The sequence below is a fragment of the Mycolicibacterium brisbanense genome (genome assembly GCF_001570425.1).
Taxonomy (GTDB): Bacteria; Actinomycetota; Actinomycetes; order Mycobacteriales; family Mycobacteriaceae; genus Mycobacterium; species Mycobacterium brisbanense.
Window position 1 is genome coordinate 67,743 of record NZ_BCSX01000007.1, and the last position, 25,694, is coordinate 93,436.

24 protein-coding genes and 1 tRNA gene are annotated in these 25,694 nt (G+C 66.3%); 16 read left to right on the plus strand and 9 right to left on the minus strand.

Annotation, left to right across the window (positions count from 1 at the left end; translation table 11 throughout):
• The first annotated feature begins 39 nt into the window (after positions 1–39).
• Positions 40–1,446 carry an FAD-dependent oxidoreductase gene (locus RMCB_RS02765; RefSeq protein WP_062827527.1) on the plus strand — a complete coding sequence of 469 codons (1,407 nt, stop codon included), beginning with the start codon at positions 40–42 and terminating at the stop codon, positions 1,444–1,446.
• Between the two features lie 7 nt (positions 1,447–1,453).
• On the opposite strand, the gene RMCB_RS02770 is transcribed toward RMCB_RS02765, so the two are convergent.
• From RMCB_RS02770 to RMCB_RS02785, 4 genes are all read right to left on the minus strand, one after another.
• Positions 1,454–1,924 (minus strand): hypothetical protein, encoded by a 471-nt coding sequence (locus RMCB_RS02770; RefSeq protein ID WP_062827528.1) that lies wholly within the window; start codon positions 1,922–1,924, stop codon positions 1,454–1,456.
• Between the two features lie 46 nt (positions 1,925–1,970).
• Complete coding sequence (locus tag RMCB_RS02775; RefSeq protein WP_062827529.1) at positions 1,971–3,515, minus strand: HNH endonuclease signature motif containing protein; 1,545 nt, start codon at positions 3,513–3,515, stop codon at positions 1,971–1,973.
• 50 nt (positions 3,516–3,565) lie between these two features.
• On the minus strand, positions 3,566–4,687 hold the full coding sequence (locus RMCB_RS02780; RefSeq protein ID WP_201028220.1) for a DUF1835 domain-containing protein: 1,122 nt from the start codon (positions 4,685–4,687) through the stop codon (positions 3,566–3,568).
• A gap of 190 nt (positions 4,688–4,877) precedes the next feature.
• Positions 4,878–5,294: a DUF4189 domain-containing protein gene (locus RMCB_RS02785; protein WP_062827530.1), complete on the minus strand. Its 417-nt coding sequence runs from the start codon at positions 5,292–5,294 to the stop codon at positions 4,878–4,880.
• 226 nt (positions 5,295–5,520) lie between these two features.
• Here RMCB_RS02785 and RMCB_RS02790 point away from each other — a divergent pair, with 226 nt between their 5' ends.
• From RMCB_RS02790 to RMCB_RS02815, 6 genes are all read left to right on the plus strand, one after another.
• Positions 5,521–6,312 (plus strand): SDR family oxidoreductase, encoded by a 792-nt coding sequence (locus tag RMCB_RS02790; RefSeq protein ID WP_062827531.1) that lies wholly within the window; start codon positions 5,521–5,523, stop codon positions 6,310–6,312.
• Between the two features lie 8 nt (positions 6,313–6,320).
• A complete protein-coding gene (locus RMCB_RS02795) occupies positions 6,321–7,397 on the plus strand; it encodes an NAD(P)H-dependent amine dehydrogenase family protein (protein ID WP_062827532.1) in 1,077 nt (358 codons plus the stop codon).
• A gap of 101 nt (positions 7,398–7,498) precedes the next feature.
• Positions 7,499–7,732 carry a hypothetical protein gene (locus tag RMCB_RS02800; protein WP_062827533.1) on the plus strand — a complete coding sequence of 78 codons (234 nt, stop codon included), beginning with the start codon at positions 7,499–7,501 and terminating at the stop codon, positions 7,730–7,732.
• 97 nt (positions 7,733–7,829) lie between these two features.
• A complete protein-coding gene (locus RMCB_RS02805; RefSeq protein ID WP_062827534.1) occupies positions 7,830–9,056 on the plus strand; it encodes an Nramp family divalent metal transporter in 1,227 nt (408 codons plus the stop codon).
• Positions 9,057–10,118: a poly-gamma-glutamate hydrolase family protein gene (locus tag RMCB_RS02810; protein WP_062827535.1), complete on the plus strand. Its 1,062-nt coding sequence runs from the start codon at positions 9,057–9,059 to the stop codon at positions 10,116–10,118. It abuts the gene before it with no gap.
• Positions 10,115–10,930, plus strand: coding sequence for an LLM class F420-dependent oxidoreductase (locus tag RMCB_RS02815; RefSeq protein WP_062827536.1), 816 nt, complete (start codon positions 10,115–10,117; stop codon positions 10,928–10,930). The genes RMCB_RS02810 and RMCB_RS02815 overlap by 4 nt, the downstream gene beginning before the upstream one ends.
• On the opposite strand, the gene RMCB_RS02820 is transcribed toward RMCB_RS02815, so the two are convergent.
• Together RMCB_RS02820 and RMCB_RS02825 are read right to left on the minus strand one after the other, a co-directional pair.
• Entirely contained in the window at positions 10,911–12,176 is a 1,266-nt protein-coding gene (locus RMCB_RS02820) for an APC family permease (RefSeq protein ID WP_062827537.1), read from the minus strand. The genes RMCB_RS02815 and RMCB_RS02820 overlap by 20 nt on opposite strands.
• Before the next feature lie 49 nt (positions 12,177–12,225).
• The gene (locus RMCB_RS02825) at positions 12,226–12,771 is read right to left on the minus strand and encodes a hypothetical protein (protein ID WP_029372503.1); all 546 of its coding nucleotides are present in this window, start codon (positions 12,769–12,771) and stop codon (positions 12,226–12,228) included.
• 280 nt (positions 12,772–13,051) lie between these two features.
• On the opposite strand from RMCB_RS02825, the gene RMCB_RS02830 reads away from it, so the two are divergent.
• The gene (locus tag RMCB_RS02830) at positions 13,052–13,636 is read left to right on the plus strand and encodes an Rv1733c family protein (protein WP_062827538.1); all 585 of its coding nucleotides are present in this window, start codon (positions 13,052–13,054) and stop codon (positions 13,634–13,636) included.
• 270 nt (positions 13,637–13,906) lie between these two features.
• Positions 13,907–16,123, plus strand: coding sequence for a hypothetical protein (locus RMCB_RS02835; protein ID WP_131805479.1), 2,217 nt, complete (start codon positions 13,907–13,909; stop codon positions 16,121–16,123).
• Positions 16,124–16,173: 50 nt separating this feature from the next.
• Here the strand turns inward: RMCB_RS02835 and RMCB_RS02840 are convergent, their stop codons facing one another.
• The 3 genes from RMCB_RS02840 to RMCB_RS02850 are packed head-to-tail and all read right to left on the minus strand — an operon-like array spanning position 16,174 to position 20,023.
• On the minus strand, positions 16,174–17,748 hold the full coding sequence (locus RMCB_RS02840; RefSeq protein WP_062827540.1) for a PucR family transcriptional regulator: 1,575 nt from the start codon (positions 17,746–17,748) through the stop codon (positions 16,174–16,176).
• Positions 17,749–17,754: 6 nt separating this feature from the next.
• The gene (locus tag RMCB_RS02845) at positions 17,755–18,561 is read right to left on the minus strand and encodes an SDR family NAD(P)-dependent oxidoreductase (RefSeq protein WP_051244216.1); all 807 of its coding nucleotides are present in this window, start codon (positions 18,559–18,561) and stop codon (positions 17,755–17,757) included.
• A complete protein-coding gene (locus RMCB_RS02850) occupies positions 18,554–20,023 on the minus strand; it encodes an APC family permease (protein ID WP_062827541.1) in 1,470 nt (489 codons plus the stop codon). The genes RMCB_RS02845 and RMCB_RS02850 overlap by 8 nt, the downstream gene beginning before the upstream one ends.
• Before the next feature lie 279 nt (positions 20,024–20,302).
• Here RMCB_RS02850 and RMCB_RS02855 point away from each other — a divergent pair.
• From RMCB_RS02855 to RMCB_RS02885, 7 genes are all read left to right on the plus strand, one after another.
• Positions 20,303–20,375 (plus strand) — tRNA-Arg (locus RMCB_RS02855).
• A gap of 197 nt (positions 20,376–20,572) precedes the next feature.
• Positions 20,573–20,935: a hypothetical protein gene (locus tag RMCB_RS02860; RefSeq protein ID WP_062827542.1), complete on the plus strand. Its 363-nt coding sequence runs from the start codon at positions 20,573–20,575 to the stop codon at positions 20,933–20,935.
• Between the two features lie 125 nt (positions 20,936–21,060).
• Positions 21,061–22,251 carry an RtcB family protein gene (locus RMCB_RS02865; protein WP_062827543.1) on the plus strand — a complete coding sequence of 397 codons (1,191 nt, stop codon included), beginning with the start codon at positions 21,061–21,063 and terminating at the stop codon, positions 22,249–22,251.
• A 1-nt stretch (position 22,252) separates the two neighbouring features.
• Positions 22,253–22,855 carry a class I SAM-dependent methyltransferase gene (locus RMCB_RS02870; protein WP_062827544.1) on the plus strand — a complete coding sequence of 201 codons (603 nt, stop codon included), beginning with the start codon at positions 22,253–22,255 and terminating at the stop codon, positions 22,853–22,855.
• A 542-nt stretch (positions 22,856–23,397) separates the two neighbouring features.
• Positions 23,398–23,958 carry a hypothetical protein gene (locus RMCB_RS02875; RefSeq protein WP_062827545.1) on the plus strand — a complete coding sequence of 187 codons (561 nt, stop codon included), beginning with the start codon at positions 23,398–23,400 and terminating at the stop codon, positions 23,956–23,958.
• A gap of 200 nt (positions 23,959–24,158) precedes the next feature.
• Positions 24,159–24,383: a hypothetical protein gene (locus RMCB_RS02880; protein ID WP_029369631.1), complete on the plus strand. Its 225-nt coding sequence runs from the start codon at positions 24,159–24,161 to the stop codon at positions 24,381–24,383.
• An 80-nt stretch (positions 24,384–24,463) separates the two neighbouring features.
• Positions 24,464–25,693, plus strand: coding sequence for an acetyl-CoA acetyltransferase (locus tag RMCB_RS02885; protein ID WP_062827546.1), 1,230 nt, complete (start codon positions 24,464–24,466; stop codon positions 25,691–25,693).
• Position 25,694 lies beyond the last annotated feature (1 nt).

The following is a 25,694-nucleotide window of genomic DNA, read 5'->3' on the forward strand; positions in this document are numbered from 1 at the left end:
CCTAGGCCCGCCCTTCCGTACGACCCGACAATGCCAGCCATGGCAAAGCTGGGCGAGCACGCACTGGTCCTGGGTGGAAGCATCAGCGGTCTGCTGGCCGCCCGGGTGCTGTCGGACTTCTACGACACGGTCACCGTCGTCGAACGCGACGAGCTGTCGGAGACACCGAGCAACCGTCGAGGCGTTCCGCAGGGCAGGCATGTCCACGCCCTGCTGGCCCGGGGCGCCCAGACGGTCGGTGAGTTCTTTCCCGGCATCCTCGACGAACTCGCGGCAGCGGGCGCGCCGGTGTGGGACGACGGCGATCTGTCGCGGTTCTACATTTCCTACGGCGGGCACCTCATGCGGCGCACCGGCCGGGCCCCGGGCACGCCGGCCGACTACAAGGCACTGGCGCTGTACCAGCCCAGCAGGCCGCTGCTGGAATGCCATGTCCGGCGCCGGTTGCAGGCCTTGGGCAACGTGACGATCCGCGACGGCCACGACGTCTCCGAGCTGACCGCGACCGCTGATCGCTCACGCATCACCGGCGCCCGCATCGTCGGCCACGACGGTGGAGACGAACAGCAGCTGAGCGCCGATTTCGTCGTCGACGCCCGGGGCCGCGGCGCACACACCCCGGCCTGCCTGGAACGGCTCGGCTACGGGCGCCCTCCCGAGGACCGCATCGTCATGCACACCACCTACGTCAGCCAGGCGTTGCGGATCCCGCCGAACGCCTACGACGTCATGCTGACGATCATCGGACCTGTCCCCGATCGGCCGAACGGGATGTTCCTGTTCCGCTACGAGGAGGACCTGTGGATCTTCACGGTCTTCGGAATGGTGGGCCACGAGCCGCCGCGGGATCTTGCCGGCATGCTGGCCTACGCCGACGAGTTCGCTCCCCCGCGGCTCGTGGCTGCTGCGCGGGCCGGTGAGCCGATCACCCCGGTGGTGCAGCATCGGCTGCCGTCCAGCCAGTGGCGGCGCTACGACAAGATGCAGCGATTCCCCGCGGGCCTGCTCGTGTGCGGCGACGCGATGTGTAGCTTCAACCCGATCTACGGGCAGGGCATGTCGGTGGCAGCCATGGACGCAGTGGCACTGCGGGAAGCGTTGCGTGGCGGCACCACCGATCTGGCGCGGCGCTACTTCCGGGCCGCCGCGAAATCGATCGGCGTGGCGTGGAACCTGGCGGCGGGGTCAGATCTGGCGTTCCCCGAGGTCGAAGGACACCGCACGCCGTCGATGCGAGTGGCCAACCGGTTCGTGGACCGCGTGCTGACTGCGTGCGAGACCGACGCCGAGGTGCACGCACAATTCTTCAAGGTCACCGGTTTGGTAGATGCGCCCACCCGCTTGTTCCACCCGGCCTTCCTCTACCGGGTCGCCAGAGCCAACATGCGCAGCCACCAAGTCAATTCGCGGTCGAAGCAGGCCGACCTGGCGCGGGTGGGCGATTGATCCCGCGTCAAGCGACGCGCACGTCCACGCGCAGCGTCTCGAACTCGTCGAGGATCCGGCGCAACGCGGCATCCATCGGATGCGCGGCTTCGAGATCGTGGCTGCACCGCCGATCCACTGCCACGACTTCACCGGATTGCAGTGGGGTGTCTTCGACCCGATCGATGAACGCGTCGAACAACCCGGCCGGCGTGGCCAGGTAGTGCAACCGATGCGTCGCGTCGTCGAAATTGGCGCCGTACATCAGCCCGCACTGCGTGATCACGAAGCATTCCGAGGTCATGCCGGTGCCGGCGGACTCAGCCCTGCTCCACACCAATGCGGCGTGGCGCGCCTCGGCAACCCGGTCCTGGACGTCGTCGCTCGAGGCCAGCAACTGGTGCACGAGCCGTCTACCCACGTTTGGGTACACGTCGACCGCGCGGGTGAAGTACCGCCGGAAGACATCGCCGAAAAGGTCATAGGGCTGATCGTTCATAGCGCCTCCCGTATCGGACGGACGCCTCAATTGTGCGCCCGAATCGTCAGCCGGGCGGCGGTTTGGCCCGCTCGGCGAGATGCGCTTCATTGCGCGCGCGTTCGGCCCGGATCTGGCGGGCCCATTGGGCGGCTCGCGTGCGCTTTCGGCGGGGCATCATGACCCCGCGATCGGTGGTGGCCGATGCGCCGGCGGCCGGCGGCAACTCCGCAGTCGTGGTATTCCAGTGCGGGAAGAACAACCGACTGCCCGGCCGCGTCACATAGGTCAGACCACTCGGTGTCGTCCACACGACGCTGCCGTCGGGCTGCTGACGGTCAGACCAGCCGATCCAGAAAGTTTTCAAGAGGTGATGAATTCTGCACAGACACTTGGTGTTTGACGCGTGGGTTGATCCGCTGGGATAGGGCTCGGTGTGGTCGATATCGCAGAACTGGGCAGGACGCCCACACCCCGGGAACATGCACGTCATATCCCTCATACGCACGAACGCCGCCAGCTTCGCCGACGGCCGATACCGCGGCTCAGGCTCGTCACACGGTGGAATGAGTTCGCGAACTTTCGCCCCGTTGGCGATCAGTTCTGCCAGCAATGGCGTGGGCACCACGCCACCGTCGAGTAGGACCGCTGTCGGCTTCTTCTTGGGCTTCTCGTCCTCCACCTGTTGTGGCGGGCTCGGCTCAATAGCGTCATGCCCGGATGCATCGGGAGAAGGCTCGGGCTCCACGGTCACCTGCTCGCGCGGGATCGGAATGGTGTCGTGATCCCCGGACAGGTAGGGATCAGGCTCAGCCTCTAACGCTGCCTTGTCGGCCAACACATAGACGACAGTGTTGGCGCCACGGGCGTCAGGTGCACTGGCCGGACAGTCCGTATTGCCGCACTGACAGCGCAGCCTGTCCCCGAGGACAGCGATCACGCCCATCGCGTCGGACCGGAGTTGGCCGGCGGTCCGCGGATCGTCCGCGCACACGCCACTGAGCACATACGCCATGCGCTTCTTCAGTGCCGCGCCGTCGGCGGCCAACAACCGACCCCACAGCGACACGGTGCCGCTGACATCATCAGGCTTGCCCAGGCACACATCGCGGGCACGAACGGCTTCGCGCAGTCGCCGGAGTGCGCCCGGGTCGTACCGTTCGATCAGGGTGTCGATGGCTTGTTCAAGTTTGTCGACCGACATCGGACCCCACTCGGTGACGCGCTGCACCAACTCCTCGTCGATCAGCCGCAGGGCCTCATCGTCCAGTACCAACAGCGTTCGCCAGGTGATGGTCGCGATCAGCCGGGAGCTGACCCGACCCTCGTCGAACAGGGCGGCCACCCGGGGAAACCGGTCGCCGAGCGCAACCGCTATGCGCATCTCCTTCGACGCGACGCGGTGGGCCACGCCCATCGCTGCTGCGATCTCGGCGGCCGCGGCATCCCAGTAGTCGCACGCCCAGTGCAACAGTTCGTCGTCCTGCTCGGCGACTCGGCGATTGACCAACTCAGCAATCAACCGCAGCCGGCGGGAATCCGACGCAGCCGCTGCCCGGGTTTCCCGCTCGATCTCCGCGACAAGTCCCGCGTCGCCGAGTTCCTCGAACATACGTTCGATTGTATACCCTGCTACCGACTCAAGCTCTCGGCAGATCGACGCTACCCATCTGTCCGAATGCCGCTTCCCACAATCGATTCGGTGCCCTCGTCCCACCGCCAAGCCACATTGTGCCCGGAGAGATGCACACCGCCGATCCACCGGTCGACGCCATTGAGCGTGACGTGGTCGTCCCCGCCGGCGAGCACACACCGCCCGGCATCGGTGATCTGTACTGCCGTATCACTGTTGACGGAAACAGAATCCACGTCCAGCAGCGGCACCGGAGCGGTCGCCAGCCGCTGGATCGCCGCATAACCCCAGCAATCACCGAGGAACCTGCGCGCCTCCCGGGCATTCGCCCGCACAAACGCGGTTGCCGCGTCGGATGCACCTTCGGCGATCGCGGCCAGCAGGCGACGTTCGGTGAGCGACAGCCCGTCGCGTGTCGACGGGTACTCGCGGCTCAGCCTTTCGAACGCCTCGCCGAGGAAACGCAGTTCCCCCGAACGGGTTTCAGCGATGCCACCCAGCGCGGCCGGCGTGGGCGCCCGAAATGCCGCCCATGCCAGAGTGGCAAGCTGCAGAGCCGACGTGGTCAACCGTGCACACGCATTGGTGCCGGGCAGCGCGCGCAACTGCTCGGCACCCAACTCCCCGAGCCCACCGAAGCGGGCGATTCCGGCGTGTTCACCGATGCAGATCAGGGTGATCCGCTCGGCATCCACCTCCAGCTCGGCCAACCGTTCCAAGATCTGGATGATCTGCAGCTGATCGACAAGATCGGCCTCGAACCACAACACGTACTGCCCGTCGCGGTTGGCCGCCAGCACGTTGTCGCGCTCGGCGAATGTCGAACCGATGGCAGCGCGGTCTTCGTCGAGGGCATCGGCCAAAAACGCGGCTCGGATCTGGCTCAGTTCTTCGGCGTCGACGGCCGGGACCGGGCCCTCGTGCAGGACGTCGCGCCAGTAGAGGATGCGACGCGCAATACCGGTACGCGCCAGGTCGGTGGCGTCCCCGTTGCTCACGTGCAGCGCGTCGGCCATCCCGGCAGCGTTCAGCAGTGGAGCGATTTCATCGGATACCTTGGCGAGCAACGCATTACGTGCGCTCACGTAGGATTCGCCGGTCTTGTTCATCCGCGCGCGGACGCGCCGCTTGAAGTCAGCTTGCTTGGTCATGGCATCTCCCGCAGCCGCCGGTCGGGCCCCCAGCGACCGATGCGACAGCCGGACGGTAGATGTCGGTTGTCCCAGCCGAGAGGTGGACCTCCCTTTGCCTCCTGAGGTAACCGTGCTGGGGCGGGTTGCCGAAGGTTGGGCGCGACCGGGCGCCCGGCGCCAGCGTACAACACGCGGTTGGCGCGGTACGTCAGCCGTTGCAGTCACGCAGCTCGATCGTCGAGCCAGGTCCAGCCCCGTCCAGTGCTGCCGCGTCGGCGCCGTCTTGGAACAGTGCAACGCCGCCCGCGAACCGCTTGCCGTCGCCGCTCGCCGCGATCGCGAGACAGCCCAGTCCCGATGTCAGCACCTGGCAGTCGTTCGTCTTGCCCAACACGTCGCACCACAAGACGGCCGCGTCCTCCGCCTCCTGACGGGTCTTGTAGTTGAGTCGCAGCACTTCCTGCCCGGTCGACGAGGACGCCGCAGCCGCGCCCCAACACCCGCGCTCGCATTCGAAGTCGACGTCCGCCCGCGCCACCGGGGATCCGACGGCGACGACACCGACCGACAACCCCGCGGCGACGAGTACCCACACAGTCGGCGTGACACTGTGAATGGTCTTCATGTCGCAATCCCTGGTTCGCTGCATCTATTGCGCCACAGTGGCGCGCCTGCGGGTAGTAGACAGCGGTCGGATTGCTACCGATCCCAACAATCGTCGGCTCACCGACGCGATCCGCGCAGGGCACCCGGCGCCGCGTCGAGAGGCGATTAGAACGTGTTACAGAAAGCTGCCCGACGGGCCTTCGGACACTGCTACGGTGACGCCGTAGACGAACAGGGAGCGCAGCGTGATTCTGGACAGATTCCGACTCGACGACAAGGTTGCGATCGTCACCGGAGCAGGCCGCGGCCTGGGCGCGGCCATCGCCGTCGCCTTCGCCGAAGCCGGCGCCGACGTGGTCATCGCGTCGCGCACGCAATCTCAACTCGACGAGGTGGCCGAGCAGATTCGCCGCGTCGGCCGCAAAGCCCACGTGGTGGCTGCCGACCTTGCCCACCCGGAGGCCACCGCCGAACTCGCGGATGCCGCGGCGAGTGCGTTCGGGAAACTAGACATCGTCGTCAACAACGTCGGCGGCACCATGCCCGCGCCACTGGTCAACACGTCCACCCAGGCTCTGCGCGACGCGTTCACGTTCAACGTTTCGACCGCCCACGCGCTCACCGCGGCCGCGGTGCCGCTGATGCTCGAACACTCGGGCGGCGGCAGCATCATCAACATCACCTCGACCATGGGACGGCTGGCCGGCCGCGGGTTCGTCGCCTACGGCACCGCCAAGGCCGCACTCGCGCACTACACCCGACTGGCGGCGTTGGACCTGTGCCCGCGCATCCGCGTCAACGCCATCGCGCCCGGCTCGATCCTCACCTCGGCGCTGGACATCGTCGCGAGCAACGACGCCCTGCGCGAGCCGATGGAGAAGGTCACGCCGATGCGCCGGCTCGGCGATCCGGAGGACATCGCCGCCGCCGCAGTGTATTTGGCCTCACCCGCGGGCAGCTACCTGACCGGAAAGATCCTTGAGGTCGACGGCGGCATCACCTACCCGAACCTCGATCTGCCCATTCCCGACCTGTAAGGAGCACCGTGAGCATTCGCGTCGCAGCGATCGGCACCGGCAACGTCGGCCGCCACGCCTTGACCCAGTTGATCACCAATCCGGCGTACGAGCTCACCGCGGTCTGGGTGTCCTCGCCGAGCAAGGCCGGCAAAGACGCCGGAGAGCTTGCCGGGCTTGATGTTTCGACGGGCATCGTGGCCACCACCGATCTCGGCGAGGTACTGGCCACCAAACCGGAATGCGCCGTGTACACCGCGATGGCCGACAACCGCCTGCCTGAAGCGCTCGACGATTACCGGCGCATCCTGGCCGCCGGGGTCAACGTCGTCGGCAGCTCGGCGGTGTTCCTGCAATACCCGTGGCAGGTGCTGCCCGCCGAGCTCGTCGAGCCCATCGAGCAGGCCGCCCAAGAGGGTGGTTCGTCACTCTTCATCAATGGCATCGATCCGGGCTTCGCCAATGACCTTCTGCCCCTTGCCCTTGCCGGGACCTGCCAACGCATCGAGCAGATCCGCTGCATGGAGATCGTCGATTACGCCACATACGACAGCGCGACCGTGATGTTCGACGTGATGGGCTTCGGCAAGCCGCTGGACGAGACGCCGATGCTGCTGCAACCGGGTGTGCTCAGCCTGGCGTGGGGCTCGGTGGTGCGGCAGCTGGCCGCCGGGCTGGGGATCAAGCTCGACGAGGTGACCGAGACCCATGTCCGCGAACCCGCACCCGAGGACTTCGACATCGCCTCCGGTCACATCGCGAAAGGCACGACGGCCGCGATGCGCTTCGAAGTGCGCGGCATGGTCGACGGCCGCGCCGCCGTGGTGCTCGAACACGTCACGCGGTTACGCGACGATCTGTGCCCGGCCTGGCCGCAGCCCGCGCAGGAGGGCGGGTCGTACCGCATCGAGCTGACCGGTGAGCCCTCGTACTCCCTTGACCTGTGCCTGAGCAGCCCCAACGGCGACCACAACCATGCCGGCCTGGTGGCCACGGCCGCCCGCGTCGTGAATGCGATCCCGATGGTCGTCGCGGCGGCGCCGGGTATCCGCACGACGCTGGATCTGCCGTTGGTGACGGGCAAAGGGTTGTACGCCGCTGGGTGAACCGCTTCCGGGCATGTTTCCGCCGCACCGCGGGTTTTACTTTCTGTGAGTCTCCCGAGGGTCCCCTCGGCGTACGCTTGACTCACCGATCGGAGCAGGTCATGAGTGGGTGTGCGCGGTATCTCGGAGCGCTTCTGGCAACCGCAGGCATGAGTGTGGCGATGCTGACGGCCGCGTCGGCCAACGCGACGCCCAAGTGCATCAACACCACCCCGACCACCACGCAGTGCCAAACCAACGGCAGCACCCAGATCGTCACCACACCGCCTGCGACGAACTTCTCGCCGGGGTGGGGCTGGGGTATCGGTCTGGGCGGGTTCCCCATCGTCTGGTGACGTGACCACAACCACAAGCGGGTTTCTGGTTTAAACCCAAAAGTTTCGGTTAACCTAACTTTCCTATTCGAGATACCGGATCGAAAGCTGGGTTCAGTTGCTGCAGGACGTCACGGCACGGAAGCGGTCGAGTTGGTTGCTGCTCGGACCGGCGTTCGTCGCCGCGATCGCCTACGTCGACCCCGGCAATGTCGCTGCCAACATCAGCGCCGGCTCGCAGTTCGGTTACCTGCTGGTGTGGGTGATCGTCCTCGCCAACGCCATGGCCGGCCTGGTGCAGTACCTGTCGGCCAAACTCGGCCTGGTCACGGGCCGCTCACTGCCCGAGACCGTCGCCGACCACACGCACAACCGCGGACGCATCGCCTACTGGCTGCAGGCCGAACTGGTCGCCGTGGCCACCGATATCGCCGAGGTTGTGGGTGGCGCGATCGCCCTGCAACTGTTGTTCAAGCTGCCACTTCTGATCGGCGGCGTGATCACCGGCGTCGTGTCACTGCTGCTGCTCGCGGTACAGGACCGACGCGGTCAGGGGATGTTCGAACGCGTCATCACCGGCATGCTGCTGGTCATCGCCATCGGATTCTTGACCAGCCTGTTCGTCGAGACACCGCCGCCGGGAGCCGTCGCCGAGGGCCTGATCCCGCGCTTCCACGGCGTCGAGAGCCTTCTGCTGGCCACCGCCATGCTGGGCGCGACGGTCATGCCGCACGCCGTCTACCTGCACTCAGGCTTGGCCCGCGACCGCCACGGCCACCCCGATGCCGGCGAACGGCGACGCCTGCTGCTGCGCATGACCCGGTTCGACGTCGGGCTGGCCATGATGGTGGCCGGCGCGGTGAACCTCGCCATGCTGCTGGTCGCCGCCACCAACCTGCAGGGACGCAACGACACCGATTCGATCGAGGGCGCCCACGCCGCCGTGCAGGACGCTCTGGGCCCGGCGGTCGCGCTGCTGTTCGCGATCGGACTGCTCGCCTCGGGGCTCGCCTCCACTTCGGTCGGGGCGTACGCCGGCGCGATGATCATGCAGGGCCTGCTGCGACGCAGCTATCCGTTGCTGCTGCGCCGGTTGATCACCCTCATCCCGGCGCTGGCCGTACTGGCCATCGGCGTCGACCCCAGCCGGGCGCTGGTGCTCTCGCAGGTGGTCTTGTCGTTCGGCATACCGTTCGCGCTGATTCCGCTGGTGCGCTTCACCAGCGATAAAGCACTGATGGGCGACGACACCAACCACCGAGTGACCACCATGCTGGGCTGGGCGGTCGCGGCAACCATTACCGTGCTGAACGTGGTTCTGATCTATCTGACCGTCACGGGCTGAATGCGGCACCTGTACTTCGCCTATGGCTCCAATCTGTGCGTGTCACAGATGGCCGCCCGCTGCCCGGGCGCGATCGAGCCCCGGCCGGCCCGCCTCGACGGTCACGACTGGCTGATCAACGAACGCGGCGTCGCCACAGTGGAGCAGTTCGACGGGTCCGAGGTGCACGGCGTGCTGTGGCGGGTGACCGACCACGATCTGGCCGCGTTGGACAGTGCCGAGGGAGTGCCGGTGCGCTACCGGCGGGACCGGCTGACGGTGCACACCGTCGACGGCCCCACGTCGGCGTGGGTGTACATCGACCATCGCGTCAACCCCGGACCGCCGCGACCCGGATACCTGGAACGCATCATCGCCGGCGCCGTCCATCACAAACTTCCCGCGCACTGGGTCAAGTTCCTGCGGCGCTGGGATCCCGCGGGCTGGCCGCAGCCCGCCGCTTTGACGAATATCCCTGAGCCCCAGTCATTCTCGGCACTGCTCGAAACTCCCGGGGTCGACGAGCACAGTGAGCTGCGGTCCCGCTTCGGCTTTCTGGCCATCCACGGCGGCGGGCTGGAGCAGATGACCGACGTGATCGCCGAGCGCGCCGCTGCCGCGGCGCGAGCGTCGGTGTATGTGGTACGCCACCCTGACGGCTATCCGCATCACCTGCCTTCGGCGCGCTATTTCGTGGATGAATCTGCTTGTCTCACAGCCTTTCTCGACCATGTTGAGGCGGTGGTCTCACTGCACGGCTACGGCCGGATCGGACGCAGCACCCAGATGCTCGCCGGCGGCGCCGACCGTGTTCTCGCCCGGCATGTGGCAAGCCACATCGCCATCCCGGGCTACGAGGTGATCACCGACTTGGCAGCCATCCCTCGCGAACTCCGGGGCCTGCATCCCGACAATCCGGTGAATCGGGTGCGCGGCGTGCAGCTGGAACTCCCGCCGCGGGTGCGTGACCTGAGCCCGCGCAGTCCCGTACCGGCCGACGACGGGATCTCACCGGTGACGGCCGCACTCATCGACGGCCTGGCCGCCGCAGCGCGGAATTGGCGGTTACTCTCGGGCGAGTGACCCGCAACTTCCGCTTCGGCGTCGGCCTGCGCACCGCCAAGACCCACAGCCAGGTCGCCGATTCCGCCCGCCGCGCCGAGGATCAGGGCTTCGACATCCTTCATGTGCCCGACCATCTCGGCGCACCCGCCCCCTTCCCCACCCTGATGACCGCCGCCAACGCGACCAGCACGCTGCGGGTGGGGACCTTCGTGTTCAACGCGTGCTTCTACAAGCCGGCCCTGCTGGCCCGCGACATCGAGGCGCTGCGCGACCTGTCCGGAGGACGGTTCGACGCCGGACTCGGGGCCGGTTATGTGCGTGAGGAGTTCGAGGCTGCCGAGTTGCCGTTCCCCAGTGCCCGCGAACGGGTCGACTACCTGCGCCACATCACGACGTACGTCTCCCAGCATGTGCCCAACGTGCCGATCCTGATCGCAGGCAACGGCAACCGGTTGCTGACAGTGGCCGCCGAGACCGCCGACATCGTCGGCCTCACGGGCGGCTCGCACGTCGACGGAGATCCGCTCAAGGAACGAATCGACTTCGTGCGCAACGCAGCTGGTTCACGCTTCGACGACCTCGAACTCAACATCGCCATCACCGCGATGCCCGCTGCCGGATCCGAACTGCCCGATCTGAGCATGCCCCGCCGCTTCCTGCCCGACCTCACCGACGAGCAGCTACTGCGCCATCCCGGCGTGCTGTCGGGGTCGATCACCGCGATCGCCGACCGGTTGCGGGAACTGCGGGAGACCTACGGGGTCACCTATTTCATCGTGCAAGCCGCGCACGCCGAACAGTTCGCGAAGGTCATCGCGCAGCTGAGGTGAGTCGCCTGCGGATGCCGTAGGCCACTGCGCCGACGGCCAGAACTGCGAGCCCGGCCAGCACCGACACCAGCGGCAGGGCGAACGCGACGACGACGCAGCCGAGCAGGCCGACGATCGGGATGAGCCGCGGCGGCCGCCCCTCCGCCGGCGTGAGCGTCCAGGCCGAGGCATTGGCCACTGCGTAGTAGAACAGCACAGCGAACGACGAAAATCCGATCGCACCCCGGATATCGACGGTGGCCGCCAGGGCGGCGACCACCACGCCGACCGCCAACTCTGCCCGGTGCGGCACCGCGAACCGCGGATGCACGGCGGCCAGTGCGCCGGGGAGATGACGGTCGCGGGCCATCGCCAACGTCGTGCGCGACACACCCAAGATCAGCGCGAGCAGCGACCCCACCGCCGCCACCACCGCCCCGACCCGCACCACCGGTGTCAGCCATGCGGCACCGGCGGCCTGCACGATCTCGGCCAGCGGCGCCGCGGACTGCGCCAGCCGGTGCGGGCCCAGCACACCGAGCGCGGCGACCGCCACGAGTGCGTAGACCACCAGCGTGATCGCCAACGCGATCGGGATGGCCCGCGGGATGGTGCGAGCCGGGTCACGCACCTCCTCACCCAGTGTCGCGATGCGCGCATAGCCGGCGAATGCGAAGAACAACAGCCCCGCAGCTTGCAGGATGCCCGCCGCCGATCCGGCCGACGGCGCCCACCCGGACACCTCGAAGTCCTTGCTGCCGAACGCGGTTACCACCACCGCGGCCAATACCGCCAAAACCACGGCAACGATCACCCGGGTCAGCCACGCCGACTTCTGCACACCCACGTAGTTCACCGCGGTCAAGGCCACCACGGCGGCGACCGCGACCGCGTGCGCGTGAGCGGGCCAGGCGTAGAACCCCACGGTCAACGCCATCGCGGCGCACGACGCGGTCTTGCCGACGACAAATCCCCAGCCGGCCAGGTAACCCCAGAACGGGCCGAGACGCTGCCGCCCGTACACGTACGTGCCTCCCGACGCCGGATACAGCGCGGCCAAGCGTGCCGACGAGGTGGCATTGCAGTAGGCGATCACCGCGGCCACCGCGAGCCCGACCAGCAATGCCGTCCCGGCCGCCCGTGCAGCGGGTGCCAAGGCGACGAAGATCCCGGCCCCGATCATCGAGCCCAGCCCGATGGCCACCGCATCGAACACACCCAGTTGCCGGCGTAGCCCCGCGGTCGCGGGCTTCGACCTATCGGACATTCACGTTCCAGACGCGTTCGGAGCACTCACGGACACGTCTATACACCCCTCAGGAGAACAGCGGGAGCCGCCACAGTGGCTGCCCGTGGTCGAGCATCCACAACCGCCGGGCATTCACCCGCACCAAACTCACCGACCCGGCGATGAGCACGAAGGCCAGCGCACCGCCCAGCACCGCCGTCAGCACCGACGCGAACATGTCGCCGGGGCCCGCCGTCGTGATGTCGAACCATGCGTCGCACAACAGCAGGATGCCTGTCGTGAAGGCCGGGAACACCAGCACCTGACGGTGCATCCAGGTCAGGATCGCGGTGGCCGCCATGAAGAAGACGAGCACGCTGTCGAATCCGACCCAGGTCAGCGGCCAATCCCGCACGGTGTAGTTCTCGGGCAACGTCACCGACAGATAGACGATCCACGGGATCATGAAAATCGCACCGCCGGTCATCAGGCCGAGGTGTGCTTGCTTGAGTCTCGCAGGCAGTCCGCGCGGTTGGAGCTCCTCGAGTGGACGTTCGAGGCGTTGAATCAGCTCGCGCCGCTGCGCCGCCGTCATCGCGGCGATCTCCGTGTCGCTCAGGATGTCATCTGTCATCGCCGTTGCCCGTTTGCTACTCAAACCCTGGGCATCCGAATCGACGCCCAGGGTTTCCACCCTAACCACCGGCGTCGGCGTCCATGCCGATTTGCCCACAACCAGGCTTGTCACAGCGAACGAGATCGATTGCCCCAGAATCGGTCTGGCACAGTGGGAGATAAGCGTGCGATGGCCGGTGTCCCGGAAGGTGGGACTTTCGACTCTGTGGTGCCCGCCGCGATTTGGGGCAGTGTGGATCGTGTCGGGTGGCTGCCGACCGGGTATACGAGGAGGGATCATGGAGACCTTCACGCTCAACGCCGGAACCTGGATCCGCCGGCTCGCAACCCGCGGCCCGCTGGTCCGCACGAGCGATCGAATCGAGGCCGCTGTCGGCTTCCTTGTGCTGGTCTTGGTACTGCTGGCCATGCCCGTGGCCGGGGCCATCGGCACGACGGCCTACGACACTCGCGTGCATGAGTACGCCGCTCAGCGGCTCACCACCCACCGCGTCGACGCCGTGACCACGGACGCCAGCGCGCCGAGCAAGATGCGCAATCAAGATGCCTTCGTGACGCCGGTCCAGTGGCAGTTCGCGGGTAAGCAGCACATCGACACCGTCCGGACCCCGGTGAGATTGAAACCCGGCGACCACAAGTCCGTGTGGGTCGACGGTGCAGGCAATCGGACCGTGGCTCCCCTGACCGACCGCGATGCGGCGATCGACGCGGCCGGTATCGCGATCGTGTCGTGGCTGGCGGTCGCCGGAGTCGGTGCGACCCTGCTGGTCGTGGTGCACAACCGGGTCGATCGGCGCCGCTACGCCGGATGGGACCGTGAACTGGAGGACCTCGCCGACAACGGACGGACGAATCGCAGCTGAACGCGTCGAACATCAAGCGGCACCGGCACTTCCGGGCGTCCACGGCCCATCGAACGGCTTCCTGTGCCTAGCTATGCGTGGGCTGTGGATTGATGAGAATGTCTCTTGGAAACTGGCGCACAGAGTGACGCGTCGTAGAATTTTAGTTGTGCTTAGTACTTGCGGTGGGTCCCATGTCCCCGCCGCAGGTCAACAGCCATTTCACCATCGGACATCGCGCGGTCGGGAGCGACGCGATACGGCCACCGGGCCGTAGTTGAGGAGGTCGACATGTCGACTCTCAGTCCCCTGCCCCTGCGGGAGAATGTCATGCCACCCGCCGAGCCGACATCGCGGTGGCGCAGGCTCATCCCCCGCTCGCGCAGGGGCAAAACCGCCGTAGCCGGCGGGGTATCCGTGCTACTCGTCGCTGGCCTGCTGGGCGCGAGCTACGAGACCTCGCCCGGCGGCACCCTGTGGGGTGTCGAGAAGACGATTTTTCCGGCGCACGCGCAAGACGTCGCCCTCACCGCCGTCGTGAACGACCTCAAGAACGCCCAGGACATTCTGGGCAGCGGACAGCAGCCCACAGCCGATCAGCTGACCGAGGCCCGCACGTATCTCAACCAGGCCAAGCAGGACCTGGACTACCTGTCCCCGTCACCGCAGCGGACCAACCTGCAGAACCTCTATTTGCAACTGACACAACAACTTCTGCAGTACACGCCCGGCTCGGCGCAAGAACTTCCCGCACTGCCCGCACCGCCTCCGGCACCGCAGGCCGCCGCGGACCCGGGCAGCCCGTCTCAGCCGGCCGATGTCGCGCTGACCGGCGCGAGCGCGCCGACATGGGGCTACCCGATCACCGATCAGTCAGGCACCGTCGCGCCCGACGACTACGGCCCGCCGCCGCCCGACGTCCCATACGCCCCCGCGGCCGACTGGCCACAGCCCTACGCTCCTCCGCTGACGCCGAATCTCCAAGACCTCGGTTACTACGACCCGTCGTGGGGACCGCTCTACGGCTACGACCCCACCGATTGGTACAACTACAACCTCGGCGGCTACAACCAGTACGGTTACGACTTCCTCGGCTTCGACCGGTGGGGCTACGACCGCTGGGGGTATGACCGGTGGGGATACGACCGCTGGGGCTACAACTGGGCCGGCTACAACTGGGCCGGGTACGACCGCGACGGCTGGGACCGCGACGGATGCAACGAATGGGGCCAACACCGTGGCCACCCCGGTGACCCGCGCGATGTGGACTGGTACAACCGTCACCATCCGTACGCGCAGTACTACCAGTGGCGGTTCCGCCACGACGATCCGGTGTACCACCGCACTCAATGGGACCAGGCGCACGGATTCAACCCATACCTGTACCAGAACTGGAACATGAACCGGGACTGGCACAATCCGCGCAACCGCGACTGGGCGCCGACCGTGCCGGTGGTCACCACCGTCAACTCGGTCACCAACGTCAACATCCATGCGTCCGCACCTGTCGTCAACCTGAATGCCTCACTGGCACAGTTCATCTCCAATGACACGGTGACGACAAACTCCGGGACGCTGATGAAGGACCTGGCGAACAAGTCGGCGCGAGACTTCACCAAAGAGCTCAGCCCACGGATCGTCACTCCGGTCACGTCGCTGCCACCGTCAGCGGCGGAGAAAATACTCGCCACGCCCGCGGCTGACCACCAAACACCCTTCGCACCACCGGCATTGACCGCGCCTGCGCCGACAGCGCCGCCGTCGAAGGTGGCACCCGGGTTCACCGCACCCAAGGTTGCGCCGGTACCCGCCTTCACGCCGCCGACGGTCAAACAGCAAGGCAAGCCGGCGAACGTGGCACCAGGAGCAGACCCCGGGCTGGCGGCCATCCCACCGAAGGCCGGCTCACCGAACCCTGACGCGCAGAACCCTGCTGGCGTGCCACCGGCCGAGCCGAAACCTGCTGGCCCACCAGAAGGTGCGCCGGTTCAGCTCCCGGACAACCCGGCGGTTCACGTGCCGCAGGGCCCGGCGTCAGAGGCACCCGCACCGGATGCCCCGGCTCATCCGGTAGCGCCCGTTCCACAGGAGCCACCACAACAGCGGACCGCACCGGAACCACCGGCGCAGCACGAGGCTCCGGCTCCCGAGTGGCAAGCCCCGACTCCTGAGCCGCAGGCCCCGGTCCAGCAGAAGCCCGTTCACCAGGCGCCTGTGCCTGAGGCCCCGGCCGAGCAGAAGCCGGTGCAGCAAGCACCCGTGGAGGAAGCCCCCGCTCCACAGCGGCCGATCCGCCAGGCCCCGCCAGTGCACGAGGCACCGCCGGTCCAACAGGCACCGGTGCACGAGGCGCCGCCGGTCCAGCAGGCACCGGTACACGAGGCGCCGCCGATCCAGCAGGCACCGCCGGTGCACGAGGCGCCGCCTCCGCGCCCCGCCCCGGAGCCCCGTCAGGCCCCCGCCCCACGGGCACCTGCGTGCGCACCCCCGATGTGTATGACGAGATAACCGAATTCACGGCCGGAGGGCCCCGATTCCCGGGGCCCTCCGTCGATGGATCAGCGCGCCTCCTGCAGCTGGAGCAGAGCGAGCTGCAGCGTTATCACCAGACGAGACAAGGGATCCTCGATGTCGATGTCGACTTCCTCACGAAGTTTGCCGATGCGATACCGGACCGTGTTGACATGCACGTTCAACCGTGCGGCGGCGGCACGAGAATCGGCACCGGTGAGCAGGTATTCGCGCAGCGTCTTGACGTACTCGGTGCCGTTCTGCAGGTCGAGGGACGTCAGCTGGCGCACCGGACCGCTCCGCACGATCTCGGCGGCCAGTGGACTGGTGGCCAACCGCAGTAGCGCGGCGGTCGGCCAGACGTTGTCGAAGACGGCGACGCGTTCGTGATGTCCATGGCGGGCGACCGACAGCGCGCGTTCAGCTTGCAGCCGGGCCTGGGGCAGTTGGCCGGGACCCATCGCGGGTGAACTGAGCCCGATGCAGATTCCCGGGATGTCCGCGAAGAGTGCGATGATCCGGTCGGTGAGCGCGGCGTCTGCTGTCGGCGCCGACACGATGACATAGAGCAAATCGTTGAGATCGCCGACGATCAACTGGACGTCGCCCACGAGTTTCGCGCGATCCAACAGGTGCACCACCCGCGACTTCGCGTGAGTTCTGCGGTCCGGTGTGAGCTCGAAGGCCGCCGCGATGACCCAGTGCACACCATCAGGCAACACCTGCGCGTGGCTCGCCACGTCGGACTCGTCGCCGCTGTGCAGAAGCCGGGCAAGATGCTCAACCTCCACGCGACGCACGCGGCCGAGCACACCGTCAAGCTGCACCAGGTGCGTCGCGGCCCGGGCGGCACAGCGCAGAAAGCCGGCGCGTGCCTCGGGCCCCGGACTCGCTGCTGTGGGCGGCAATACCGCCCACAGCAGGCCCAAGACCTCGTGATCGCTGCGGATCGGCACCACGAGACGTGGCCGTGCGCCCGGCGACACATCCTGCAGCACAAGCGGTTCCTGCGCCGCCAGGACCGCACGAAGGGTGCCGTTGCGCCGTAACTCCTCGATGACCGGCGCGGGTGTTCGACGGTGCAGCAACGTCTGGATGCGAACATCGTCGGTATCGGATTGATCGGCGGAGTAGGCCAGAATCCGGTGCAGCGAGTCCTCCACCGTGACCGCGCCGCCCGCGATTGACGCAGCGGCGTCGGCGATACCGAACAGATCCAGTGAACCCGGTGTCGCGCCCTGAGGCCGAGAGGTCTCAGGTGCACTGATGCGCTCGACCCGGCGCAGCACGTCATTCCAGCTGGTCTGGGCCGACACCCGCAGTATCGCCGCGCCGACGCTGAGCGCCAGGTCGTGTGCCGAGGGCGACAGTTCGCCGCGAACGACGAGTGCCGCCACTGCCGTTTCGCCGATGGCGGTTCCGGCAAGCCGGACGACGGCATCGGATGCGGTGTCGATGAGAAGCACGATCGCATCCTCGGGAAGACCCGCGCCATGCGTCGCGAAATCCGCCTCGTCGAGGACGACGACCCGACCCACCGACACCGCCATCCCCCGGGGGTGCTCAAGGACCTCGCAATCGAGCACCTCGACAAGGTCGGCCAGCGTCGCCCCTGCCGACATCCCGCCTCAGCCTGCCGTCATGCCGCCGTCGACGACGACAGCGCTGCCGGTCATGAAACTCGACAGATCGCTGGCGAGAAACGCGGCGACGTTCGCGATTTCCGCCGGCCGGCCTTCACGGCCCATGGGTTGCCAGTCCGGCAGTGTTGCCCGCACGGTGTCGAGGCCTCCGAGACGCTCGGCGTGGGCGAGGTTGATCGGCGTATCGACCCATCCCGGACATATGCAGTTGCACCGAACCCCGGCATCGGCGAAGTCGAGTGCGACGCTCTTCGTCAGCATCAGGAGCGCACCCTTGCTGACGCAATACGACGCCAGCATCTTTTCTGCGACAAGGCTGTTCACCGAACCCATGTTGATGATGCTGCCGCCGCCCGCTTCCAGCATGTGCGGGATCGCCAGTTGGCACGCAACGAACGCGGCGCGGACGTTCACGCCGAAACTGCGGTCGAAGTCTTGCAGCGACGTTTCGACCACGGTCCCCGGCAGCGAGACCGCGGCATTGTTCACCAGCGTGGTCAAGCGTCCGAAGCGCGCGATCGTCGCGTCGACGAGGGCGGCCATCTCCGTCTCACTGCTGACATCTGCCCGAAACGGCAAGACCCTGTCGGGATCCTCGGTCAGCTCGGCGGTTACGTGGACACCGGCCTCATCGATATCCGCTGCCACCACCTGCGCGCCGGCCCGCACGAATGCGACCGTGATGGCTCGGCCGATGCCGCTGGCCGCGCCCGTCACAATCGCGGTCCGGCCCTGCAAGCTGAGCGGGATCGACGGCGAGGCCACAACGTTGGGTTGAATCACATCAGTCATCTTTGCCCTCCTCACCGGCGTTGTCACCGGAAAACATGACAGCGCCGGCGGATTCGAATTCGGCTTTGTGGGTGCGCCACAAGGTGGTCGCGATAACGACGCCCAGCACCAACCATCCAGCAACGAAGAACAACACGATGTTGTTGGGATACAGCGGGATCGGCACCAGCGAGTAGTACAGCCCGAGTAGAAGTATCGCCGTGGCGACCGCCGGGATCACACCGTGACGGACAATGTTCCACTCCGGACGGTAGCGCTTCCAATAGAGCACCGGGACAGACAAATTCCCCAGCACATACACGACGATGACGCCCAGGGTGATGATCAGGCCGATGAACGCGGCGCCGGGAACCGGGCCGAGCCACACTCCGACGCCGATGGCCAGCACCGCATTGAAGGCTGCGGTCGCCAGGATCGCGGTCCACGGGGTCTGCCACTTGGTGTGGGTGCGGCCGAAGGACTTCGGGAACAGACCGGCACGGCCAAGCGCGTACATCACGCGTGATCCGGCATTGACACCGGCGAGCGAGATCGCCAACGCGCTGTTGAGCAACGCGAAGGCCACCAGGATCCACAGCCACGGGGCGACCACGTTGGCCAGCGTGAAGAACGGGCTGGGCTCATCGGCGATGCCCGTCGCCTTGTCGATTCCCCACCCCATCACCAATGCGTAGTCGACGAAAACCCACACCGCACCAACGAGCAGGATCGACAACATCACGACGCGCGGGATCACCTTGCGTGGCGCTACCGTCTCTTCGGCGAGCGGTGCGGCCGACTCGAAACCCGTGAAGAGCAGAACGCTGAACGCGAATGCGAGGAACAGCGACTGCTGAGAATCGACGTGCGGGAACGCGAACGGTTCGGCCGACACGTGACCGGTATGGATCAGCACGGCAACGGCATACGCGACGATCACGACCGTCTCGAACAAGCCCAGGAGCACGGTGGCGCGCGCGGAAAGCTTGGCGCCCAACAGGGTCAGAGCGGTGACGATCGCGATCAGCACGAGCGTCAGCAGCCACCAGGGGATGGTGATGCCCAGCTGCTGCTCGATCACCGGCTGCAGGATGCCTCCGGTGGCCAACAGGATGAACGCCGGCTGCGGTGGGTCGTAGAGCAGATATGACCACGACGTGACGAAGCCGGCACGGCCGCCCAGGCTGTTGCTCACATACGTGTAATAGCCACCCGCTGACGGCAATTTGCGCGCGAGCGACACCACGCAAAGGCCGGTGAGCAGGACTGCCACCATCGCGGCGATCAGCAGCAGCGGCGACGAGGCGCCCACGAGGCCGGCGATGACCGGCGCCAGGATGATGATTCCCGCCGCAGGCCCCAGATGACTGACGGCCTGGAACAACGCCTCGCGGGCCGTGATGACCCCCGCAGCAAGACCGCCGTCTTGTATCGCCTCCGGGTCGGCATCGGTTTCCTTGGTTTCGGACTTCTCAAGAGTCACCATCGCTCCTCAGTGTTTCTGCAGCCCCACTCGGCTGAGTGATCAGGTTCGGCACCGTATGAGGCACTCTTCCGCCGAAAGTCACCGCAGACCATGTGTGGCCGGTCCAACGTTCGACGACGACTTTGGACAGCGAAAACAACGGACGCCGCCGTGCGCCGTCGCCCACATCGCAGTCGTCGACCACTACACGCCGGACCCGATGCCACTGATCGGCGCTTGGCCGACTACCATGAGTCGTCCCTGTGGGTTTTCACCACCTATTTCGATAGGTCCCGAGCCCCCGTAGCTCAGGGGATAGAGCACGGCTCTCCTAAAGCCGGTGTCGCAGGTTCGAATCCTGCCGGGGGCACACGTCAGAAGCTATATCTAGCTGTGCTACGTAACGTCGACCCATCGATTATTCACCGGTTGTAGTCCGGTCGAGCAGGTGCCGACCACCGTGAGAACACGACCGCGTGGCACGGGGCCGAAGAGGACCCGTTTGGTAGCCCGGTCAGGTGCCGTCAAGACCGCAATAACGCCAGGACAGCGGCCTATGATTTCGCCATGATCCACACAGCGGTGATCGGTGTTTGCGAATACCGGATCAATCCTGACGAAAAAGACGTCATCGACGCGCACTGGATCACAGCTGACCAAGTCGAGGAGGGCGCCAAGGTCTGCCGAGGCCGCGCAACCGGCGACACATCCGACGGCTTTCCCGGTGACTACCACGTTCAGTACTTCAGCGCCGAAGACGAATTGGTGGGCGATTTGGATCTGCGTATCGAACGGCTCGGGGATGCTTGTCGCCTGACCTGGCGGAACCGTCCCGATGCCGAATCTGCGCCCGGCGAAATCGTTTTCGAGGGAATCGGTTTCCCGACTGACGGCCAATCGATGGTGTTGACCTACTGGATGACGGAATAGGCACGCCTGATTCTTCCCAACATCTTTCACGCCGGCTGGGCGTACCTGGCCTGATCTCCGCCCCCCAGGCGTGGCCGCGAAACTGCCGCGAATAAGCAGTCGACAGGTACGGGACAATCGATGTCATGCGTCAGATCGACGGCCACAAGCTGCTCAACTTCGCCTCGCAGATCGATGACAACACCATCGAGCAGGCGAAAGAGACTGCGGCGATGCCGTTTGTGCATCCGCACATCGCGCTGATGCCCGACGCACACAGCGGCAAGGGTTCGGCTGTGGGAACCGTCATCCCGACCATCGACGCCGTCATCCCGGCCGCGGTCGGCGTCGACATCGGGTGCGGCATGATCGCCGCCCGGACCATCTACGCCGAATCCGATTTGGCGGGACGCAACCTCGCGGAGCTGCGTGAGGCGATCGAGCGTGCCACCCCGTTGTCTCCGGGCAACTACAACGCCAACATCGACCGCTTCGGGTTCACCCGCGATCGGCTCGCCGACCTCGAAGAGCGGGCTCGTGCCGAGAACATCGACCTGTCGCACTCGCCGAAGTGGCGCGAGCAGCTCGGATCGCTCGGCGGCGGCAACCATTTCATCGAGCTGTGCCTGGACGAGCAGCAGCGGGTGTGGATGTTCCTGCACTCCGGATCGCGGGGCGTCGGCAACAAGATCGCGCAGAAGCACATCAAGATTGCGCAGCGGCTGTGCAAGACCTGGTGGATCGAGCTGCCGAACCCCGATCTGGCCTACCTGCCGCAATCGACACCCGAATTCGCCTGCTACATCAGGGAATTGCATTGGGCGCAGCGATTCGCGCTGGAGAACCGCGCGGAGATGATGGATCGATTCCGTACGGTGCTGGCGACGTGGATGGGCATCGACGCCGACGGCGCTGCGGACATCGAGGTCGATCGCGTGAATTGTCACCATAACTATACGCAGAAGGAGCACCACGGTGGGCGCGATGTGTGGCTGACTCGCAAGGGCGCCGTCGACGCTCACGAAGGGGTGCGCGCGGTCATCCCGGGCTCGATGGGCACCCGCTCATACATTGTGCGCGGCAAGGGAAATGCCGCAGGACTGTGCTCGGCTCCGCACGGCGCCGGCCGCAGGTTCTCCCGCAATGAGGCACGTCGCCGCTTCACCGCCGACGATCTCGCCGCGCGGATGCAGGGCATCGAGTACCGCCACGGCGCCGAATGGGTCGACGAGATCCCCGATGCCTACAAGGACATCGACCAGGTGATGGCCGACGCCGCCGACCTCGTGGAGGTGGAACACCAACTGCGCCAGGTCCTCAACGTGAAGGGCACGTGACGTGGTGCGTGATCGCCACGATCGCTGGAATCACAACACGCACTACTACGACATCGTGCTGTCAGCAGTCCCACCCGGAGCCCAAACCGCGCTCGACGTAGGCACCGGGGACGGGCTGCTGGCCGCGCGTCTGCGTAGCGAGATTCCGGAGGTCACCGGGATCGATTCCGACGCCGAGGTCATCGGTCGCGCGCGGAACGACCCGGCTGAGGTCAACTGGATGATCGGGGATGTCATGACATCCCCGCTACCCCAGGGCCACTACGACCTCGTCGCAACGGTCGCGACCGTCCACCACCTTCCCGACCTCGCGGGCGGGCTGGCACGTCTGGCCGACCTGACCGCTCCGGGCGGGGCCCTGGTGGTGATCGGTTGCGCCCGCAGCTCGTCACCGTCGGATTACGCGCTTGACGTAATCGGCGCTGTACAGCACCAGTTCTACTCGCGCACTCGGGGTTACTGGCAGCACAGCGCGCCGGTGGTGATGGAGTTTCCTCACACCTACGACCAGGTCAGGCAGATCGCCGTGGCAGCGCTGCCCGGCATGCGCTGGCGACGACTTCCACTCTGGCGATACGCGATCACCTGGACAAAACCGCGCTAGCGCCACGGCCGCCCCGGGAATCACAGCCGTGTAATTCATCCCCAGTGTGGATAGAGCCTGTGGATAGCCACATCCTGCCCGCGTCCACCGACACGCGAGGTGCGCAAAAGGGCTTCCCAGCACCGGGACATCTGCTTCACATGCGGGCTACCAGGCGTAACGCCGATTTGCGGCCAGGACCCGGCACCCACAATTACCCCGCCCCACCGATCAGCCGTTTTCGGCAGTGGTAGCGTCCGCCTATCTGTTGTGTGTGGCGAGGGGCACTAAATGGCAGGTCTTATAGTCGACGGCGCGGGTTTGACTGCGAGCGCGGCAAGCAGTGCGGATATTGCGGACAGACTTGCCGCAAGCGCGGAGGGCGGCCCCCGTCTTGGCGGCCAGCCCAGCCATGCGGGCGTATCCCGGTTCGGCGCGGCCGTCGCATCGGTCCGGATTCGCCAGTCGGCGCGCATGAGCACCCACCACACAGCAATGCGCACAGCAGCGATCCGCTACACCGACGCCGATGATGAAGGCGCCGGTGCGGTTGCCAGGACGGTATGAGCCCGGCCGATTCTCCGGAACCGGTTCTCCCCTCCCGTTCGCAGATCGAGAACTGGGACACGTCGCATCTGGAAGCGGCAGCAAACCGGTGGCGCACCTCCGCCAGCGAGTCCGACACGCTGTTCGCGCAGCACCGCCTCAACGTCGCGACGCCGGCAGGTAGCGAGTGGGAGGGCGCGGCCAAGGACGCCGCGCTGGACCGGGTCACCGCTGACGCAGCGGTGGTCCGCAACCACGCGGACGTCATCGTCGAGGCGGCCGACATCGCCGAGAACGGCATCGTCGATATCCACGCGGCCCAACAGAAAGTCCTCGAGGCGATCGCGGAGGCCGAAGCCGACGGGTTCAAGGTCAACGATGACCTCTCCGTGCGCGACACCCGGCGTGCCGACCTCTCCAACATGGCCGCCCGCCACACGGCGGCCCGGGTGTACGCCGAAGACATCCGCTGGAACGCCGAACGGCTGGTCGCAGCCGACACCTTCGTCAGTGAGCGGCTCCAGGCCAAAGCCGTCGAACTCGACGCCATCAAGTTCGACGACGAGCAACACAACTGATCGCCTCTGTCACGCCACGCGCAGCAGGATTTTCTCGCTGCAAACGTTGACAGCGCAATAACTAGTGAAGTTCCTGTGAGAGCAAAGCCATTGGTGCACTTCAACAAACCCGCTGGTGAGGAATTTCCGGAGGTGTACTAAGGTTCTTCACAGACGGGGGTCTTGAGCTCGTACAGGCAATACAAACCCGGAGGTGGGGAATGATTTCGAAACTGACGCGGGCCGCTGTGATCGGGCTGGGCGCACTGGTGGTGCCAATCGGCATCTCCGTTGCCGGTGCGGCGCCGGCCTCGGCCGGTCCGGATGTGTGCGTGAGCGGGCCGTTCGGCTATGCGTACGCGTGCGTCGACACTCCTGGCTGGGGTCGCTGGGATGACGGGCCACGCTGGCACGGCCATGGTCACGGTCACGGCTGGGACGACTGAGTCGGTTTAACCGGAGGTTGCACAAACAACCTCCGGTCAAATCGGCCCAGTCACTCTCTTAGTTGTAGTAGCCTCGCGCCATGGAAAACGTCTGGATTCTGGGCGGATACCAGAGTGACTTTGCCCGCAATCTCACCCGCGAGGAGCTCGACTTCGCGGACCTGACTTGTGAAGTCGTCGACAACACGCTGGCAGCGGCGAAGATCACGGCTGCCGACATCGGCGTTGTGCATGTCGCGAACGCGTTCGGCGAGCTATTTGCTCGGCAAGCTCATCTCGGAGCGATGCCGGCCACCGTGCACGAAGGTCTGTGGGCCACCCCGGCGTCCCGCCACGAAGCGGCCTGCGCGTCGGGCAGCGTCGCCACCCTGGCCGCCATGGCCGATCTGCGGTCGGGGGCCTATGGCAGCGCGCTGGTGATCGGGGTCGAACTGGAAAAGACCGTGCCCGGCGATGTGGCCGCGCGACACCTGGGCACCGCGGCCTGGACCGACCACGAGGGCACCGAGGCAACATTCCTGTGGCCATCGATGTTCTCTCACGTGGCCGACGAGTACGACCGCCGCTACGGCCTGCTGACCGCTCATCTGGATGCCATCGCCACATTGAACTTCGCCAATGCCCGGGCCAATCCGAATGCCCAGACCCGCAATTGGACGGTGCCTGACCTGACGGCCGACGACGAACTCACCAATCCCCTTGTGGAAGGCCGGATTCGACGCTTCGACTGCAGCCAGATGACCGACGGCGGAGCCGGTGTGGTGCTCGGTACCGACAGGTTCCTGCGTGAACATCCACGTGCCACCCCGCTTGCCCGCATCGCCGGCTGGGGTCACCGCACCGTGGGGCTCGGTCTGCAGCAGAAATTCGATCGCACCGGCGAATCCACCGAGGACAGCCCCTACCTGTTGCCCCACGTCCGCAGCGCCGTGCAGGATGCATTCGACCGGGCGCACGTCACCCTCGACGACGTCGACGGATTCGAGGTGCACGACTGTTTCACCCCTAGCGAGTACTTGGCCATCGACCACATCGGGCTCACCGGACCGGGCGAATCGTGGAAGGCCATCGAGAACGGGGAGATCGAAATCGGTGGGCGGTTGCCGATCAACCCGAGCGGCGGTTTGATCGGTGGCGGTCACCCTGTCGGGGCTTCAGGTGTCCGCATGTTGCTGGACGCAGCCAAACAAGTCGGCGGGAGGGCAGGCGGTTATCAGGTGGACGGGGCAAAGACGTTCGGCACGTTGAACTTCGGAGGTAGCACCGCGACCACGGTCAGCTTCGTCGTGGCGGGAGGTACGGCCGCGTGAC

What these genes read in the sequence shown, in the direction of transcription:
- RMCB_RS02770 (WP_062827528.1), bottom strand. Translation starts at nt 1,924, where the DNA reads ATGAACGATCAGCCCTATGACCTTTTCGGCGATGTCTTCCGGCGGTAC.
- RMCB_RS02865 (WP_062827543.1), top strand. Translation starts at nt 21,061, where the DNA reads ATGCGTCAGATCGACGGCCACAAGCTGCTCAACTTCGCCTCGCAGATC.
- RMCB_RS02835 (WP_131805479.1), top strand. Translation starts at nt 13,907, where the DNA reads ATGTCGACTCTCAGTCCCCTGCCCCTGCGGGAGAATGTCATGCCACCC.
- RMCB_RS02840 (WP_062827540.1), bottom strand. Translation starts at nt 17,748, where the DNA reads ATGTCGGCAGGGGCGACGCTGGCCGACCTTGTCGAGGTGCTCGATTGC.
- RMCB_RS02800 (WP_062827533.1), top strand. Translation starts at nt 7,499, where the DNA reads ATGAGTGGGTGTGCGCGGTATCTCGGAGCGCTTCTGGCAACCGCAGGC.
- RMCB_RS02845 (WP_051244216.1), bottom strand. Translation starts at nt 18,561, where the DNA reads ATGACTGATGTGATTCAACCCAACGTTGTGGCCTCGCCGTCGATCCCG.
- RMCB_RS02825 (WP_029372503.1), bottom strand. Translation starts at nt 12,771, where the DNA reads ATGACAGATGACATCCTGAGCGACACGGAGATCGCCGCGATGACGGCG.
- RMCB_RS02780 (WP_201028220.1), bottom strand. Translation starts at nt 4,687, where the DNA reads ATGACCAAGCAAGCTGACTTCAAGCGGCGCGTCCGCGCGCGGATGAAC.
- RMCB_RS02860 (WP_062827542.1), top strand. Translation starts at nt 20,573, where the DNA reads ATGATCCACACAGCGGTGATCGGTGTTTGCGAATACCGGATCAATCCT.
- RMCB_RS02880 (WP_029369631.1), top strand. Translation starts at nt 24,159, where the DNA reads ATGATTTCGAAACTGACGCGGGCCGCTGTGATCGGGCTGGGCGCACTG.
- RMCB_RS02785 (WP_062827530.1), bottom strand. Translation starts at nt 5,294, where the DNA reads ATGAAGACCATTCACAGTGTCACGCCGACTGTGTGGGTACTCGTCGCC.
- RMCB_RS02765 (WP_062827527.1), top strand. Translation starts at nt 40, where the DNA reads ATGGCAAAGCTGGGCGAGCACGCACTGGTCCTGGGTGGAAGCATCAGC.
- RMCB_RS02830 (WP_062827538.1), top strand. Translation starts at nt 13,052, where the DNA reads ATGGAGACCTTCACGCTCAACGCCGGAACCTGGATCCGCCGGCTCGCA.
- RMCB_RS02875 (WP_062827545.1), top strand. Translation starts at nt 23,398, where the DNA reads ATGAGCCCGGCCGATTCTCCGGAACCGGTTCTCCCCTCCCGTTCGCAG.
- RMCB_RS02775 (WP_062827529.1), bottom strand. Translation starts at nt 3,515, where the DNA reads ATGTTCGAGGAACTCGGCGACGCGGGACTTGTCGCGGAGATCGAGCGG.
- RMCB_RS02810 (WP_062827535.1), top strand. Translation starts at nt 9,057, where the DNA reads ATGCGGCACCTGTACTTCGCCTATGGCTCCAATCTGTGCGTGTCACAG.
- RMCB_RS02820 (WP_062827537.1), bottom strand. Translation starts at nt 12,176, where the DNA reads ATGTCCGATAGGTCGAAGCCCGCGACCGCGGGGCTACGCCGGCAACTG.
- RMCB_RS02885 (WP_062827546.1), top strand. Translation starts at nt 24,464, where the DNA reads ATGGAAAACGTCTGGATTCTGGGCGGATACCAGAGTGACTTTGCCCGC.